The 14,059-nt window shown below is 66.9% G+C and carries 15 protein-coding genes; 7 read left to right on the plus strand and 8 right to left on the minus strand.

Going from position 1 to position 14,059, the window contains the following annotated elements; all coding sequences use genetic code 11:
* Positions 1-62 precede the first annotated feature (62 nt).
* Complete coding sequence (locus AC5LXK_RS20905; RefSeq protein WP_493393358.1) at positions 63-764, plus strand: helix-turn-helix transcriptional regulator; 702 nt, start codon at positions 63-65, stop codon at positions 762-764.
* Positions 765-819: 55 nt separating this feature from the next.
* On the opposite strand, the gene lysA is transcribed toward AC5LXK_RS20905, so the two are convergent.
* On the minus strand, positions 820-2,058 hold the full coding sequence (gene lysA / locus AC5LXK_RS20910) for a diaminopimelate decarboxylase (protein ID WP_493393359.1): 1,239 nt from the start codon (positions 2,056-2,058) through the stop codon (positions 820-822).
* Positions 2,059-2,167: 109 nt separating this feature from the next.
* Between lysA and AC5LXK_RS20915 the strand changes: the two genes are divergently transcribed.
* Positions 2,168-3,082 (plus strand): LysR family transcriptional regulator, encoded by a 915-nt coding sequence (locus AC5LXK_RS20915; RefSeq protein WP_493393360.1) that lies wholly within the window; start codon positions 2,168-2,170, stop codon positions 3,080-3,082.
* Positions 3,083-3,138: 56 nt separating this feature from the next.
* Positions 3,139-3,738 (plus strand): GNAT family N-acetyltransferase, encoded by a 600-nt coding sequence (locus AC5LXK_RS20920; protein ID WP_493393361.1) that lies wholly within the window; start codon positions 3,139-3,141, stop codon positions 3,736-3,738.
* 100 nt (positions 3,739-3,838) lie between these two features.
* Here AC5LXK_RS20920 and AC5LXK_RS20925 read toward each other — a convergent pair whose 3' ends face one another.
* The 3 genes from AC5LXK_RS20925 to AC5LXK_RS20935 all read right to left on the minus strand — a co-directional run bounded on the left by AC5LXK_RS20925 (position 3,839) and on the right by AC5LXK_RS20935 (position 6,292).
* Entirely contained in the window at positions 3,839-4,417 is a 579-nt protein-coding gene (locus AC5LXK_RS20925; protein ID WP_493393362.1) for a DUF4142 domain-containing protein, read from the minus strand.
* A 403-nt stretch (positions 4,418-4,820) separates the two neighbouring features.
* Positions 4,821-5,444, minus strand: coding sequence for an HAD hydrolase-like protein (locus tag AC5LXK_RS20930; protein ID WP_493393363.1), 624 nt, complete (start codon positions 5,442-5,444; stop codon positions 4,821-4,823).
* Between the two features lie 17 nt (positions 5,445-5,461).
* Positions 5,462-6,292: a substrate-binding domain-containing protein gene (locus tag AC5LXK_RS20935; protein WP_493393364.1), complete on the minus strand. Its 831-nt coding sequence runs from the start codon at positions 6,290-6,292 to the stop codon at positions 5,462-5,464.
* A 206-nt stretch (positions 6,293-6,498) separates the two neighbouring features.
* On the opposite strand from AC5LXK_RS20935, the gene AC5LXK_RS20940 reads away from it, so the two are divergent.
* The 3 genes from AC5LXK_RS20940 (at position 6,499) to AC5LXK_RS20950 (ending at position 7,733) form a co-directional block, all read left to right on the plus strand.
* The gene (locus AC5LXK_RS20940; RefSeq protein WP_493393365.1) at positions 6,499-6,879 is read left to right on the plus strand and encodes a DUF4087 domain-containing protein; all 381 of its coding nucleotides are present in this window, start codon (positions 6,499-6,501) and stop codon (positions 6,877-6,879) included.
* Between the two features lie 135 nt (positions 6,880-7,014).
* Entirely contained in the window at positions 7,015-7,458 is a 444-nt protein-coding gene (locus AC5LXK_RS20945) for a GNAT family N-acetyltransferase (protein WP_493393366.1), read from the plus strand.
* Positions 7,459-7,514: 56 nt separating this feature from the next.
* On the plus strand, positions 7,515-7,733 hold the full coding sequence (locus AC5LXK_RS20950) for a DUF1653 domain-containing protein (protein WP_006480837.1): 219 nt from the start codon (positions 7,515-7,517) through the stop codon (positions 7,731-7,733).
* A gap of 61 nt (positions 7,734-7,794) precedes the next feature.
* On the opposite strand, the gene AC5LXK_RS20955 is transcribed toward AC5LXK_RS20950, so the two are convergent.
* From AC5LXK_RS20955 to AC5LXK_RS20970, 4 genes are all read right to left on the minus strand, one after another.
* Positions 7,795-9,006: a winged helix-turn-helix domain-containing protein gene (locus AC5LXK_RS20955; RefSeq protein WP_493393367.1), complete on the minus strand. Its 1,212-nt coding sequence runs from the start codon at positions 9,004-9,006 to the stop codon at positions 7,795-7,797.
* Between the two features lie 335 nt (positions 9,007-9,341).
* Positions 9,342-10,421 carry a terpene synthase family protein gene (locus tag AC5LXK_RS20960; RefSeq protein WP_493393368.1) on the minus strand — a complete coding sequence of 360 codons (1,080 nt, stop codon included), beginning with the start codon at positions 10,419-10,421 and terminating at the stop codon, positions 9,342-9,344.
* A 53-nt stretch (positions 10,422-10,474) separates the two neighbouring features.
* Positions 10,475-11,245 carry a polyprenyl diphosphate synthase gene (gene uppS / locus AC5LXK_RS20965; RefSeq protein WP_493393369.1) on the minus strand — a complete coding sequence of 257 codons (771 nt, stop codon included), beginning with the start codon at positions 11,243-11,245 and terminating at the stop codon, positions 10,475-10,477.
* Positions 11,246-11,635: 390 nt separating this feature from the next.
* Positions 11,636-13,024, minus strand: coding sequence for an MFS transporter (locus AC5LXK_RS20970; RefSeq protein ID WP_493393370.1), 1,389 nt, complete (start codon positions 13,022-13,024; stop codon positions 11,636-11,638).
* 368 nt (positions 13,025-13,392) lie between these two features.
* Here AC5LXK_RS20970 and AC5LXK_RS20975 point away from each other — a divergent pair, with 368 nt between their 5' ends.
* Entirely contained in the window at positions 13,393-14,022 is a 630-nt protein-coding gene (locus tag AC5LXK_RS20975) for a TetR/AcrR family transcriptional regulator (RefSeq protein WP_493393371.1), read from the plus strand.
* Positions 14,023-14,059: the final 37 nt, after the last annotated feature.

Here is a 14,059-nt window from a genome sequence, read left to right on the forward strand (position 1 = left end):
TATCGATTAAGATGCGTGCCATTCTATGGACGGATGCTGTCAGAAAATGGCAGCATTGAACGATGACGCGCGCCGAACGATTGCTCTCGCTACTGCAGATATTGCGACGCCACCGCCTTCCGGTGAGCGGCCGCGTGCTGGCCGAAGAACTCGGCATCAGCCTGCGCACGGTGTATCGCGACATCGCGTCGCTGCAGGCGCAGGGCGCGGACATCGACGGCGAGCCGGGTGTCGGCTACGTGCTGCGTGCCGGCTTCATGCTGCCGCCGCTGATGTTCTCGCAAGCGGAGCTGGAAGCGCTGATGCTCGGGTTTCGCTGGGTCGGCAAGTTCGCCGATGCACAGCTCACGACGGCCGCATCCGATGCGCTCGCGAAGATCTCCGCGGTGCTGCCGGCCGAGCTGCGCCGCGAGATGGAATGCACGACGCTGCTCGTCGGCCCGCGGACGGTCGAGGATCGGGAAACGATCGACATGGGTGTCGTGCGCACGGCGATCCGCACTGAAAGCAAGCTCAGGATTCGCTATGCGGGCGAGGGCCGGAAGGCTATCGACGAACGGATCGTATGGCCGTTCGCACTCGGCTATTTCAATGACATGCGGATTCTGGCCGCGTGGTGCGAAGAGCGGAACGATTTCCGGCATTTCCGCACCGATCGCATCGTCGAGCTGGAGCGGCTGGAGGGGCGCTATCCGCGGCGGCGCGGCGCGTTGTTGAAGGCGTGGCGCGCGGCAGGCGCCGATGTGCGCGTGGCGGTGAGGTAGCGCGCGAGCACAGGCGGGGCGCACAAGCCGCGCGCCCCGTTCGGCGAAGCAGGCGTTACTCGAACGTCTCGAGCGAGAGCAATTCCTCGATCGTCTGCCGGCGGCGGATCAGCCGCGGCGTGCCGCGATCGACGAGCACTTCCGGCGCGAGCGGCCGGCTGTTGTAGTTCGAGGACATCGATGCGCCGTACGCGCCCGCATCGTGCAGGAACAGCAGGTCGCCGATCTGCGGCTGCGGCAGCTTGCGGTGCGTGACCACGCCGCCCGCATCCTGCGTGAACACGTCGCCCGATTCGCACAGCGGCCCCGCGATCGCGAGATCGGCCAGCGGCCGGCCGGCGGGCAGCGCGCCGTCGTGCGCATGCACGGATACCGCGTGGTAGCTGCCGTACATCGACGGGCGCATCAGGTCGTTGAAGCCCGCGTCGATCAGCACGAAATCGTGCTTCGGCCGGCGGTTGACGGCCTGCACTTCGGTGACGAGCGTGCCGGCTTCGGCGACGAGGAAGCGGCCCGGTTCGATTTCGATGCGCACCGGGTGGCCGAGGTGCCGTTCGATCCGCTTGCGCGCGGCGTCCCACTGGCTGAAGTAGTGGCCGACGTCCACGCGCGGCTCGCCGTCGCGATACGGGATCGACAGGCCGCCGCCGGCCGAGATCGCGTCGATGTCGTGGCCGAGCGACGTGACGAGGTCGACCATCGCATCGCACACCTGCGACAGGTGGCCGTAGTCGACGCCCGAGCCGATGTGCATGTGGATGCCGACGAGCTTCAGCCCGTACTGGCGCACGATCTCGATCGCGCGCGGCACGTCGTCGATCCAGATGCCGTGCTTGCTCTGCGGGCCGCCGGTGTTGGTCTTGTTGCTGTGGCCGTGGCCGAAACCGGGGTTCACGCGCAGCCACACGCGGTGGCCCGGCGCGTGCTCGCCGATGCGCGCGAGCATGTCGAGCGAACCCGCGTTCACGGTCACGCCATGCTTCAGCACGGCCGCGAGCGTCGGGCGGTCGATCAGGTCGGCCGTGAACACGACGCCCTCCGGCTCGCCTGCCGGGCTGAAGCCGGCTGCGAGGCTGCGCTCGATTTCGCCGAGCGACACGGCGTCGACGCACGCGCCTTCGTCGCGCATCAGCTTCAGGATATGAACGTTCGAGTTCGCCTTCTGCGCATAGCGGATCACGTCGAACTGGCGCAGTTGGGCGATGCGGTCGCGGATGACGTCGGCGTCGTACACCCACAGCGGGGTGCCGTATTGCTGCGCGAGCGTCGCGAGCTGGCGGGAATCGAGGGACATGGCGAATGAATCGGGTCGAATGAACGGATAGCGTGGATGATGCACCTGAACGTATATACAGTAAAATGCCTGTTTATCGATACTCGATTCATTCCTGATATATACGATCATGCTTACGCACCGTCACATCGAGGTGTTTCGCGCGCTGATGGTCACCGGCAGCACGACACGCGCGGCCGAGATGCTGTACACGTCGCAGCCGACGATCAGCCGCGAGCTCGCGCGGATGGAGCAGGTCGTCGGCTTCGCGCTGTTCGAGCGCACGCATGGCCGGTTGCGGCCGACGATGGCCGCGCTCACGCTGTTCGACGACGTGCGGCTCGCGTATGTGGGGCTCGAGCGTGTCGCGGCGACGGCCGCGCGCCTGCGCGAGTTTCGCGACGGCCAGTTGTCGGTGATCGCGCTGCCGGCGTTTTCGCACGCGATCCTGCCCGGCGCGTGCCGGCGCTTTCACGATGCGCACGCGGGCGTCAGCGTGTCGGTCGCGACGCAGGAGTCGCCGGTGCTCGAAGAGTGGCTCACCGCGCAGCGTTACGATCTCGGGCTGACCGAGCATGACGTCGCGCCGGCCGGCACCGTGCTCACGCCGCTGCTCGAAGTGGATGAAGTGTGTGTGCTGCCCGATGGCCATCCATTGCTCGCACAGGACGCGATCGACCTGCTCGATCTCGCCGACCGTCCGTTCGTGAGCCTGTCGCTGAACGATCCGTACCGCATCCTGATCGACGAGGCGTTCGCGCAGCTCGGCGTCGCGCCGCGTTCGGTGGTCGACACGCCGTCGGCCGTGTCGGTGTGCGCATTCGTGCGGCAGGGGCTCGGCGCCGCGATCGTCAATCCGCTGACCGCACTCGATTTCGTCGGGCGCGACCTGCATGTGCGGCCGCTCACGCGGTCGTTTCCGTACCGGGTCAGCATGATCGTGCCGGAGCATCGACCGAAGAACCTGCTCGTCGATGCGTTCGCCGCTGCGCTGCGCGGCGAGGCGAAGGCGATCCGCCGCCGGCTGGCCGCACACCTCGGCTAGCGGCACCGTATGATGGGTGTTTCGCCGCCATCGTCGTCATTTTCCGGAACCTCGTCATGACCGCCGCATCGTCTTCCCTCGAACAACCGACCCTCACCGGCGAACGCGTCGTCCTGCGTCCGCTCGCCGCCGCCGACCGGCAGGCCTTGCTGGATGCCGCGGCCGACGGCGAGCTGTGGAATCTGAAGGTCACGGTCGTGCCGGGCGCGCAGACGGTCGACGCGTATATCGATACGGCATTGCAGGGGCGGGCGACGGGTACCGTGATGCCGTTCGTCATCGTCGATCGCGCGTCGGGCCGTGTAATCGGCAGTACGCGCTTCTGGAAGATCGACCGCAAGAATCGCAAGCTCGAGATCGGCCACACGTGGCTGAGCGAATCGGCGCAGCGCACGCGCGCGAATACCGAAGCGAAGTGGTTGCTGCTGGCCTATGCGTTCGGCACGCTGCAGTGCGTGCGCGTGCAGTTCACGACCGACGAGCTGAACGAGAAATCGCGCGCGGCGATTTTGCGGCTCGGGGCGAAGCAGGAGGGCATCGTGCGTCACGAACGGATCATGCCCGACGGCCGCAAGCGCAATTCGGTGCGCTTCAGCATCATCGACGACGAATGGCCGGAGGTGAGCGCGCGGCTGACGGCGAAGCTCGCGACGTAACGTGTGATGCGTGATGCGCGTCGCGCCGCCGGCAGGGAAGGCGGCAGCGCGACGACGGGGGGAACGGTACACCGCGCGCGAAGCGCGGCGCTGCATCGCGTTACTGCGCCGATGCGAGGTGGTGACGCTGCGCGAGCTTCTGCGCGTCCGCGTAGTGCGCCTGCAGGATCGGCAGCGACTGGCGTGCGACTTCCTTCAGCTTCGTGTCGCGGCCCGATGCGATTTCAGCCTGGAATGCCGAGATTGCCTTCTGCTGGCCGGCGAGCGCGACCTGCTCGATATACGCCTTGTCGAACTCGGCGCCGCGCAGGTTCTTGATGCTGCCCAGCACGGTGGTGTCCGGGTCGTTGGCCGGCACGTCGACACCGCGCGGGCTCGCCGCGCGCATCGCCTGGATGATCTTTTCATCGTCGGTGGACACGCGTTGCGCGAACGCCTTGACCTGGCTGTCCGACGTGCGCGAATCGGCGATGCGTGCGGCGTCGTGCTGCGTCGACACGGTCTTCGTGCCGTCCGTGATGAAGGCCTGGTCGGTTTCGTGGATGCGCGTCGCGGCCGCGGCCGGCGCGGCAGGTGCCGCGGGCGCCGGTTGCGCGGTTTGCGCGGTCGCCGTCACGGCGACGAGAAGCAGGCCAGCGGCAGACAAGGCAAGGCGCGAGATGTGGGGAAAGCGGTTCATGGGACCTCCTTTCGATCGGGGCTCTGGTTGAAAAACGGATCACGCGATCCGTTGCTGTGCGAGAGACCGGGCGCGCCCGGGCCGGATTCGACCGCCGCTCTGCCGCGGCGCCGGTCGAAGTGTTTCCCGGCCCGACTGATTCTAGGAGCGCGATCGGATGGCAGGTGCAACCGTGCTGTGGCTTGTGTAACGGTTGGTAAGACGAATCGATGGGCGCGTGTGCGGACAGGTATTGCGTACCTGATGCGCATGCAGCGGCGGCAATTTTTGCGTGCGCGCGGAGCATGCAATGCATGCAGGGCGCGTGTGCGTCACCTGCATTTCACCGGTGTATTGCTGTCGTTGTCGTGTCGTGTATGTCGAGCGACGTAACGCATGTGAGCCTGCGACGCGCGCGCAAGCGTCACACGCGATCGAGCAGCATATCGAGGCGCGCCAGCAGCGGCGTCGCGCAATGTGCCTGCAAGGCTTCGGGCGCCGTGTAGCCCCATGCGACGCCCTGGAAGGCGATGTGTGCGCGTCGCGCCGCTTCGGCATCGCGGATTTCGTCGCCGACGTACAGCACTTCGTCGGCATGCACGCCGGCCTCGCGAACGAGCGCGCGCAGGCGACGCGCCTTGCCGAACAGCGGAATGCCGCAGGCGAAATGGTCGACGCGGCGGCAGGCGTGCGGGCCGAGTCGGTCGCGCACGATGTCTTCTGTATTTGACGTGGCGATCGCGATGCGGATGCCGCGCGCGGCGAGTGCGTCGAACGTTTCGTCGACGCCGGGGAACAGCATCACTTGCGCGACGCGCGGCTGCATCAGGCGGCGCATGTCGATCGTCACGCGCGGCACTTTCCACATCGGCACGTCGAGCGCGCGGATGATGTCGCGCGCCGTCATCCCGCGCAGCGCGGGGCGCAGTTCGGGCGTGGCGTCGCGAAAGCCGTGCATGCGCGACGCCTCCGACAGCGCGGCGAGAAAACTGTCGAGCGAATCGGCGAGCGTGCCGTCGAAGTCGAATGCGATGAGGCGGTAGGGCATGAAGCGTTGGCGCGGATTTACTGGGCAGGCGACATTGTCACCGAATCGAGGCCTGTCGCCCGCACCGTTGCTTGCGCCTGCGGCGATGCGAGATAGTCGAGCAGCTTCTTCGCGTCCTCCGGGTGATCGGCGCCGACCGGAATGCCGCCCGCGAAGCGCGTGACCGACTGCACCGATTCGGGCACCTTGCCCGCATACGTGACGCCCGGCACCGGCAGCAGTTCGCTGACCTGCTGGAAGCCGATTTCGTAGTCGCCGTTCGCGACGACGGACGCAACCGGGATGCGCGGAATCATCTTCGCCTTGGGTTTCACCTGATCCTCGACGCCGAGCTTCCGGAACATTTCCTTTTCGACGTAGACGCCGCTCGCGCTGTCCGAATACGCGACCGATTTCGCGTGCAGCAGCACGTCCTTCAACCGGTCGACGGTGCCGATGTCGGGCTTCGGCGCGCCGGCGCGCACGACCATGCCGATCCGCGAATCGGCAAGCTCGACGCGCGATGCGGGAATCACCTTGCCTTCCTTGATCAGCTGGTCGAGTGCGTAGCCGACCATGATCAGCACGTCGGCCTTTTCGCCGTGCGCGAGGCGGTTCGGAATCGCTTCCTTCGACTGGCCCATCGACGGGCCGGAGATCGTGTCGAGCGTGTCGCCGGATGAAGCCGTGAAGCCGGGCCCCAGTTGCTTGTACGCGGCGGTGAAGCCGCCGGAGATCATCACGCGCAGTTCGGCCGCATCGGCCGGCAACGCAGCGTATGCGAACGCGGCGGCCGCGAGCCAGCGTGCGGCGCGGCGCGCGAGGGGATGGCGGGTGGCAGCGGTGGCGGGTACGGCCTGGGCGCGCATGGGCATGTCTCCTTCTTGTCCGTCGTTGTCGGCGTGCGCGGTCGCGGATGATCGGCACGGGCTCCATGATCCACCGAAATGCATGCACGTGTCGCGCGGCGCCTGCGCTTCCGTTGGGGGCGCGACGCGTGAAGGAAAGCCCGGTATGCTGTCCGGCGTCCGCGATGGCGGTTTACCGAGGTTTCCTTCCGGCTGGATCCGATCAAATGAAAATCGCTCGTGCCCGTTGTGCGATGTGGGTGCTCGGCGCAGCCTTCGCGTTGACCACCGCTACGGAAGTGGCCGCTGCTCCGGTAAAACGCTGCGGATGGCTCGAGAATCCGACACCGGCCAACTGGTGGCTGGACGACAAGGACGGCAGCTGGACGCTGTCGACCATGGGCAACGAGCCGGTGCCGGGCCTCGACGAGATGCCCGACATGTCGACCCGCGGTTGGGTCGTCACCAATGCCGGCGGGCACGGCTACGGCTGCGCGTGCCTCGATCTGGAGATCGATCCGCATACGCACGAGGTGACGCGGATCGTGGCGGCGAAGCCGCTGCCGCTGAAGCGCTGCAAGGCCGACAGGACGTTGCCGGCGCCGTGAGCCGGGGAGGCAGGCGCGGGGTGACGCTTCGTGCGAACTGTCCGTTGGCCGCACCTGCAGGTGTCCCTTGTCCCCCGCCGCACAGCGCGGTATCGTCGATGCTCCGCCTTCCGCCCCTTTGACCGGAGAACAGACGTGCCCGCAGCCACCCCCGCCACGCTGAGATTTTCCACCGACAAGCGCGAACTCGACATCGACGCGATCTTCGACTTCCTGCATCGCGACGCATACTGGTCGCAGGGCATTCCGCGCGACGTGGTCGAGAAGGCGATCGAAGGCTCACTGTGCTTCGGCGCGTATGTCGGCGACCGGCTCGTCGGGTTCGCGCGGCTTGTCACCGATCACGCGACGTTCGCGTACCTGTGCGACGTGTTCGTGTTGCCGGCCGAACGCGGCAACGGCTACGGCCGTGCGCTGATCGACCATGTGTTCGCACAGGACATGGTGCAGCGGCTGCGCCGCGTCATGCTCGTGACGACCGATGCGCACGAGCTGTACCGGCCGGTCGGCTTCGGGCCGTCCGCGAATCCCGAACGGCTGATGGAGATCCGCCGCCCGGACATCTACGCGAAGCGCTGACACGCGCGCAGCGCATACAATACGCGCTTTCCGTTTTTGCCGAAGAGAAGCACACCATGACCGAACAGGAAGCCGAACAGCTCGCGACGCACCGTCACTACAAGGGCGGGCTGTACCGCTACATCGGCGTTGCCCGCCATTCCGAAACCGAGGAATCGGTGGTCGTGTACGAGCATCTGTGGCCGCATGCGCGCGGGCTGTGGGTGCGGCCGGAAGCGATGTTCAACGGCAACCTCGAAGACGGCACGCCGCGCTTCCGCAAGCTGCGCGACTGACCTGATCCGCAGCCGGCTGCGTGAGCGCTGCCGAGCGGGCCGGCTGCGTGGACGTTGACCGTTACGCGCCGGCCAGCGCCTGCATCAATTCGGGTGGCGCATGCCTGACCGTCACCTCTGGCGTGCCGTGCCACGCCGCCAGTTTCTTCACGGCCTTCGCCACGTCGGCCGCGAGCCCCGTGCCGAAGCGCACGCCCGGCTCGACGTGTACGGCCTTCAGTTCGAACGTGCCGAGCGTGCGATGCGCTTTCGCATCGACGCGGCCGACCAGCCGGCCGCGATGCAGCACGGGCAGGCAGAAATACCCGTAGCGCCGCTTGTGTTCGGGCGTATAGCACTCGATCGTGTAGTCGAAGCCGAACAGCGTCGACGCGCGCCGCCGGTCCCAGACGACCGGATCGAACGGCGACAGCAGCGTCGTGACCGTCGAGCGCAGTGTGTCGGCCTCGGCGGCCGGCAGCCACGCGTCGAGCGAGCGATGCACGTAGGCCGGTTCCTTCCAGTCGTCGATCCGCACCGGAATCAGGTCGCCCGCTTCCGCGAGCCGCTCCAGCTCCGCGTGGTACGAACGGCGCGGCAGCCGGTAGTAGTCGGCCACCCAGTCCGCGCGCACGACGCCGAGCGCGCGGCACGTGTAGTCGAGCAGCGCCGGCAGCACGGTATCGCGCGGCGGCAGGTCGCGTGTGTCGTCCCAGCCGGGCAGCACGCGCTCGCGGACGTCGTACACGCGCTGGAAATTGCGGCGTTCCGACACCATCAGGTCGCCCGTCGTGAACAGTACCTCCAGGTGCTGTTTCTCCGGCTTGCGATCCCACCAGCCGTTGCCCTTCACGCCATCCTCGCGCGCGAAGTCGGCCGACCGAACCGGTCCTGCTTCGCGAATCCGCGCGAGCAGCCGCTCGATGTCGGGCCGGTTCTGCTCGTGCCATTCGGCCGCGTATTTCCAGCCCATCCCCGACGGATCGAGCATCTTGTAACGCATCAGCCCGAACTGCTCGACCGGCAGGAAACACGCTTCGTGCGACCAGTACTCGAACAGGCGCGCTTCGGCGAGATGTTCGTCGAGCCATTGCGGTGAGAAATCGCCGAGACGGCTGAACAGCACGAGATACGGGCTGCGCGCGACGACGTGGATGGTGTCGATCTGCAACTGCGCCATTCGGCGGATCGTGTCGAGCACGTCGGCCTTGGTTGCCTTGCGGCGGGGCGGCGTCAGCAGGCCTTGTGCGGCGAGATGCAGCGCGCGGGCGGCGGCGGGCGAGAGCGTGAGCATCGGAGGAGCGGTCGAGGGTGGCGATCGGGGACCACTTTAGCGCGAAAGCCGCGCGCGCGTACGACGTGCCGCTGCAACGCGTCTGACAATGGTTGACAGATGCGTTTCGCAAGTTTCCCTATAGTGCAGTTCATGGCGCGACGACAAGTGCGCGCAACGATTCCGCTTCCGACGCACATATGTCCATGGCACGCAGGAAGCGAATCCGGGATTCTCAACCCCCATCGGGAGACCCGGAGCCCTGAGCGGACATCCATGCGGCTGTGCACCGGCCCCGTGTGGATGTCCGCTGATTTTTTTGTTTTTCCGGTTTTTCTCCTCCATCGCGCGACCCGTCAGGCTGCGGGACTCGTTTCCCCGGGCTGCAGCGCGCGCGACAGGTCGTAGTGTCTTGCCGCACCGTAACGCGGCGACCCGAAGTGCCAGTCGTAGTTGCCGCGAATGTACGCACGGGCGTCGTCGAGCAGGCGCAGCGACGCACGGTCGTCGGTGCGCGCATGCACGCGTTTTTCCAGATCCAGATATTGCGCGAGATACCCGTTGTGGATCGCGGCCGCCGCATCGAGCGCGGCTTGCGGCGCGAGCTTGCGTTCGTGCATCAGGACGCAGACGAGATTGCTGCTCGATTCGCCGGCTTCCTTCGGATACGAAAAGATGTCGTTGCAGAGGCACAGGATCAGGCCGGACAGCTTGCGCAGGCGCTGCACGTCTTCATCGGCGTAGAACGCGGCAGGCGCTTCGTAGCCCGCGGCGATATCGATCAGCGCGAACGCGCCTTCGCCGCATCCGTTGTACGTGCGCCCGGAAATGTATTCCGCCTCGCCCGGCACGACATCGGTCGCGTATCGGCCGGCTTCCCATAGCGTCGAGAACAGGAACGTCATCATGCCTGCCGTCCAGCGTGCGTATTGCGCACGCGTGGACGCGGCCGCGATACGCACGCACACGTCCTGTGTCGCCCGTTGCAGCGCGGGCAGGAACGCGGCCATGTGCGGCAGGCGCGCGGCCAGCGCATCGCGCAGCGGCACCGGATCATGGCCGGTCGGATCGGCAATCATCTCGTACAGCCACAGGTACAGCGCGCCGAGGTCGCCGGGGGAGCGCGCGACGCCGTGCAGGCTGCACAGGCCGTCGTCGATCGCGAAGATCCAGCCGTATGCGCGGGTCGCCGAGCACAGGCCGTCGAAGGTCGAGTGTGCATAGACGCGTGCACAGTACTCGCCGACCTTGCCGTGGCGGATGCCGCTGGCCCAGCGCGGATCGTCGAGCAGTCCATGGCCGTTCATCCACGCCTGCAGGTCGGCTTCCGCGCGATCGGCATCGGGATGCATGGGCGTCTGGAACGGGTGGAACAGGTGCGGCAGCGTCAGTGCGGGCGCGGCGGCTTCGGCGGCGACGGTTTCGACGGTGGACATGGCGTACCTCGCGGATGGCGGGTGGCAACAGGTGTCGTGAAGGGCGGCCCGGCCTACTTGCCGAACCGGCGTGCGCGCTTGCCGTACGCGTCGATGGCCTGTTCGAAATCGTCGCGTCCGAAATCGGGCCAGCACGTCGGCGTGAAATAGAACTCCGAGAAGGCGGTCTGCCAGAGCATGAAATTCGACAAGCGCTGCTCGCCGGACGTGCGGATCACGAGATCCGGCTCCGGCTGGCCGGCCGTATAGAGCCGGCTCGCGATCAGTTCCGGGCTGAGCTGCGCGAGCAGCAGATCGACGGTGCCGGCCGCGACGTGCTCCTCGATCAGCGAGCGGATCGCGTGAAGCAGGTCGAGGCGGCCGCTGTACGCGATCGCGATGTTCACGTCGAGCCCGTGCGCGTGGGCCGTGCGTCGTTGTGCGGCGTCGATGCGTCCGGCGGTGGCGGGCGGCAGCTTCGTCAGGTCGCCGATCACGTGCAGGCGCCAGCGGCCGCTGGCGGCGAGTTCATCGAAGACGTCGCCGATCACCGCGAGCAGCCCGCGCAATTCGTCGGCGTCGCGGTTGAGGTTTTCGGTGGACAGCGGCCACAGCGTCACGAACGGGATGCCGGCTTCCTCGCACCACGACAGCAGCGCATGCACGTTGCGCCCGCCGGCACGGTAGCCGTCGGCGGCCGGCAGCCCGAGCCGGTCGGCCCAGCGCCGGTTGCCGTCGAGAATGACGGCGAGATGCGTAGGCAGCGGTTGCGGCACGACACCCGGCGCGGCAGGCGGATCGACGGCGAACGTATCCGGCGCGGGCAGAATCAGCTCTCGAGTCATGGCGACTCCTTCGAGGCGAGGAAGCGATCGAAACGTGAAACAGCGGATGGGATTGTTATGGAAACTGTCCGAATGCCGGCGTGGGGATCATGTTCGCACCGATGCGGCCGCTCATTATTGGCCGATATATTGCGGATTTTCAAGTAATCCGCGTGAATGAATCGCAGCGTCCCGGGCGCGAGGCCGGGCGGGCGTTGCGCCGGGCTTGTGGAGGGCGGGAATGACTCCGTGCCCGTGGCCTTTCAGCCCGATGTCGTTTTTCGATTGCGATTCCGGTCGACGCTTGCCGGCATTTCGTTTTATTGAATAAACCGGGAATCGGAAAATGAAAATCGGTGTAATTCGCCGGCGGCGCGATCGCGGCGGAAACGCTTTCGCCGCACCGGCGATTTATGCCCGCTTGCCGCGCGCGACTTCGTCGCCGGCGCCGGGTGGCAGCCGCCGCGTGATGGGAATCGACGCGAACGAGCACAGCCCGACGACGACGAACGCAGGCCAGAAATCCGACCACACCATCGCCTGGTGGCCCTGCAGCCAGTGCGACACGTGCAGCACGAGGCCGGCCACCGTCACGCCGAGGCCGAGCGACATCTGCTGCACGACGCTGCCGAGGCTCGTCGCGCGGCCCGCGTCGCGCGGCGAGATGTCCGCGTAGATCATCGAGTTCAGGCTCGTGAACTGCAGCGCGGGGAAAATGCCGCCGACGAGCACGATCAGCCAGATCGCCCAGGTCGACATGCCGGGGTGGAACACGCCGTACGCAGCGATCGCGAGCCCCGCGAATGCCGCGTTGTAGATCAGTACCGTGCGAAAGCCGAAGCGGCGCAGCGTGTGCGTGGCCGTCGAGCGGCTCACCGCGCCGCCGAGCGCGGACGCGCAGGTGATGAGCCCCGAATGGAACGCGCTCATGCCGAGCCCTTCCTGCAGCGCGAGCGGCAGCAGGAACGGCACCGCGCCGAGGCCGATGCGGAACAGCGACCCGCCGACGACGCTCGCGTGATACGTCGGGATCTTCAGGAAGCTGAGGTCGAGCACCGGGCGCTCCTTGCGGCGCGCGTACGGCACATAGAGCGCGAGCATCGCGGCGCCGGCCACGCACATGAGGATCGCATTCGAGCGCGACGTGAGCGAGCCGTCGATCAGCGTGAGGCCCATCAGCAGCAGCGCGGCGCCGCTGGCCGACAGCAGGAAGCCGAACCAGTCGAGCGGGCCCGGATGGGGCTCGTGCGTGTTCGCGATGTGCTTGCTCGCGAGATAGATCCCGTAGATGCCGATCGGCACGTTGATGAAGAAGATCATCCGCCAGTGCAGGTAGGTCGTGATGAAGCCGCCGACGAGCGGCCCGACCGTGGGCCCGAACAGCGCGGGAATCGCGAGGTAGTTCATCGCGCGCACGAGATCGGAGCGTGGCACCGCGCGGAAGATGATGATGCGGCCGACCGGCACCATCATCGCGCCGCCGACGCCCTGGATGAAGCGTGCGAACGTGAGTACGCCGAGGGAGTTGGACGCCGCGCACATCAGCGAGCCGACGACGAAGATGCCGATCGCGGTGCGGAAGACGGCGCGCGCGCTGAAGCGGTCGGCGAGCCATCCGCAGATCGGGATGAATACGCCGAGCCCGACCACGTAGGACGTGATCGCAATGTTCAGTGTGACGGGGTTCTGCCCGAAGTCCCTCGCCATCGCGGGCAGTGCGGTGACGATGATGTTCGCGTCGACGCTTTCCATGAACAACGCACAGGCAACGATGAGCGGTGCTAGAAAGACGGGCGACATGGGCTGGGCGCGCGGTAAAGACGCCATTATGCCCACAATGTGACCGCTGAGTCACGCGTGACAACAGTTGTTCCGCATGTTGCAACAGTCGTCTTTTCTTGCAGGCGGTGCAGAAGGAACGACTGCGCACACACAGCGCATGCACGTGGCCGGCGGACGGCGTGGCGTGTGCGCAGCCGGCTCACACGCGTTCCCGACACCCGGCGGGATCTCGACGCTGTCGATGCAGCGATTGCGGAAAGGGGCTCGCGCAGTGCCTCGGCCACGCGCTCGTATGCGTGACGATCCTGCGCGATTCCTTTTGACGAAGTGGGCATGCGTTTCTAGAATATGAGCGTTTGCTCATGTTCTAAGCTTGTATTCCCGCCATGTCCGAATCGTCTTCGCGCATTCCTCTGGCGCCCCGCAAGGCGCCGCGCCAGCGTCGCTCGGTCGCCACCGTCGATGCGATCGTCGAGGCCGCTGCCCGCATTCTGGAGCGCGACGGCTTCGACGGTTACACGACCAACGCGGTCGCGGCGCTGGCCGGCGTGAGCATCGGCTCGCTCTATCAATACTTCCCGAATCGCGATGCGCTGACGGCCGCGCTCGTCGAACGCGAGAGTGCGCATCTGCTCGACGACGTCGACCGGGCCGCTGCGCTGTCGTCCTGCGACGACGTGCTGCGCACGCTGGTGCGCGGGGCGGTTGCGCACCAGATGCGCCGGCCCGTGCTCGCGAGGCTGATCGATTTCGAGGAAGCGCGGCTGCCGCTCGGCGCGCGCACCGCACGCGTCGTGGATCATATCCACGCGACGCTGCTGCATGCGCTCGGGCAGCGCGATGCGCCGCGCGTTGCCGCGCCCGACGTCGTCGCGCACGATCTGCTCGCGATCGTGAAAGGGATCGTCGATGCGGCGGGGGCGCGCGGCGAGACCGATGCGGACGCGCTCGAAGCGCGTGCGTGGCGGGCCGTGCGCGGTTATCTGCGAGAATCGCGCGAATCGAAACTTGCTTGATGCGCACGTTTCGTGCGACAGTCGGACCCATCCGCAC

The organism is Burkholderia pulmonis (genome assembly GCF_984667975.1).

Excerpts from the sequence above, each read along its gene's own strand:
- AC5LXK_RS20935 (WP_493393364.1), bottom strand. The coding sequence starts at position 6,292 with ATGCGCGCCCAGGCCGTACCCGCCACCGCTGCCACCCGCCATCCCCTC.
- AC5LXK_RS20925 (WP_493393362.1), bottom strand. The coding sequence starts at position 4,417 with ATGAACCGCTTTCCCCACATCTCGCGCCTTGCCTTGTCTGCCGCTGGC.
- AC5LXK_RS20955 (WP_493393367.1), bottom strand. The coding sequence starts at position 9,006 with ATGCTCACGCTCTCGCCCGCCGCCGCCCGCGCGCTGCATCTCGCCGCA.
- AC5LXK_RS20920 (WP_493393361.1), top strand. The coding sequence starts at position 3,139 with ATGACCGCCGCATCGTCTTCCCTCGAACAACCGACCCTCACCGGCGAA.
- AC5LXK_RS20960 (WP_493393368.1), bottom strand. The coding sequence starts at position 10,421 with ATGTCCACCGTCGAAACCGTCGCCGCCGAAGCCGCCGCGCCCGCACTG.
- AC5LXK_RS20975 (WP_493393371.1), top strand. The coding sequence starts at position 13,393 with ATGTCCGAATCGTCTTCGCGCATTCCTCTGGCGCCCCGCAAGGCGCCG.
- AC5LXK_RS20905 (WP_493393358.1), top strand. The coding sequence starts at position 63 with ATGACGCGCGCCGAACGATTGCTCTCGCTACTGCAGATATTGCGACGC.
- AC5LXK_RS20940 (WP_493393365.1), top strand. The coding sequence starts at position 6,499 with ATGAAAATCGCTCGTGCCCGTTGTGCGATGTGGGTGCTCGGCGCAGCC.
- lysA (WP_493393359.1), bottom strand. The coding sequence starts at position 2,058 with ATGTCCCTCGATTCCCGCCAGCTCGCGACGCTCGCGCAGCAATACGGC.
- AC5LXK_RS20915 (WP_493393360.1), top strand. The coding sequence starts at position 2,168 with ATGCTTACGCACCGTCACATCGAGGTGTTTCGCGCGCTGATGGTCACC.
- AC5LXK_RS20950 (WP_006480837.1), top strand. The coding sequence starts at position 7,515 with ATGACCGAACAGGAAGCCGAACAGCTCGCGACGCACCGTCACTACAAG.
- uppS (WP_493393369.1), bottom strand. The coding sequence starts at position 11,245 with ATGACTCGAGAGCTGATTCTGCCCGCGCCGGATACGTTCGCCGTCGAT.
- AC5LXK_RS20930 (WP_493393363.1), bottom strand. The coding sequence starts at position 5,444 with ATGCCCTACCGCCTCATCGCATTCGACTTCGACGGCACGCTCGCCGAT.
- AC5LXK_RS20970 (WP_493393370.1), bottom strand. The coding sequence starts at position 13,024 with ATGTCGCCCGTCTTTCTAGCACCGCTCATCGTTGCCTGTGCGTTGTTC.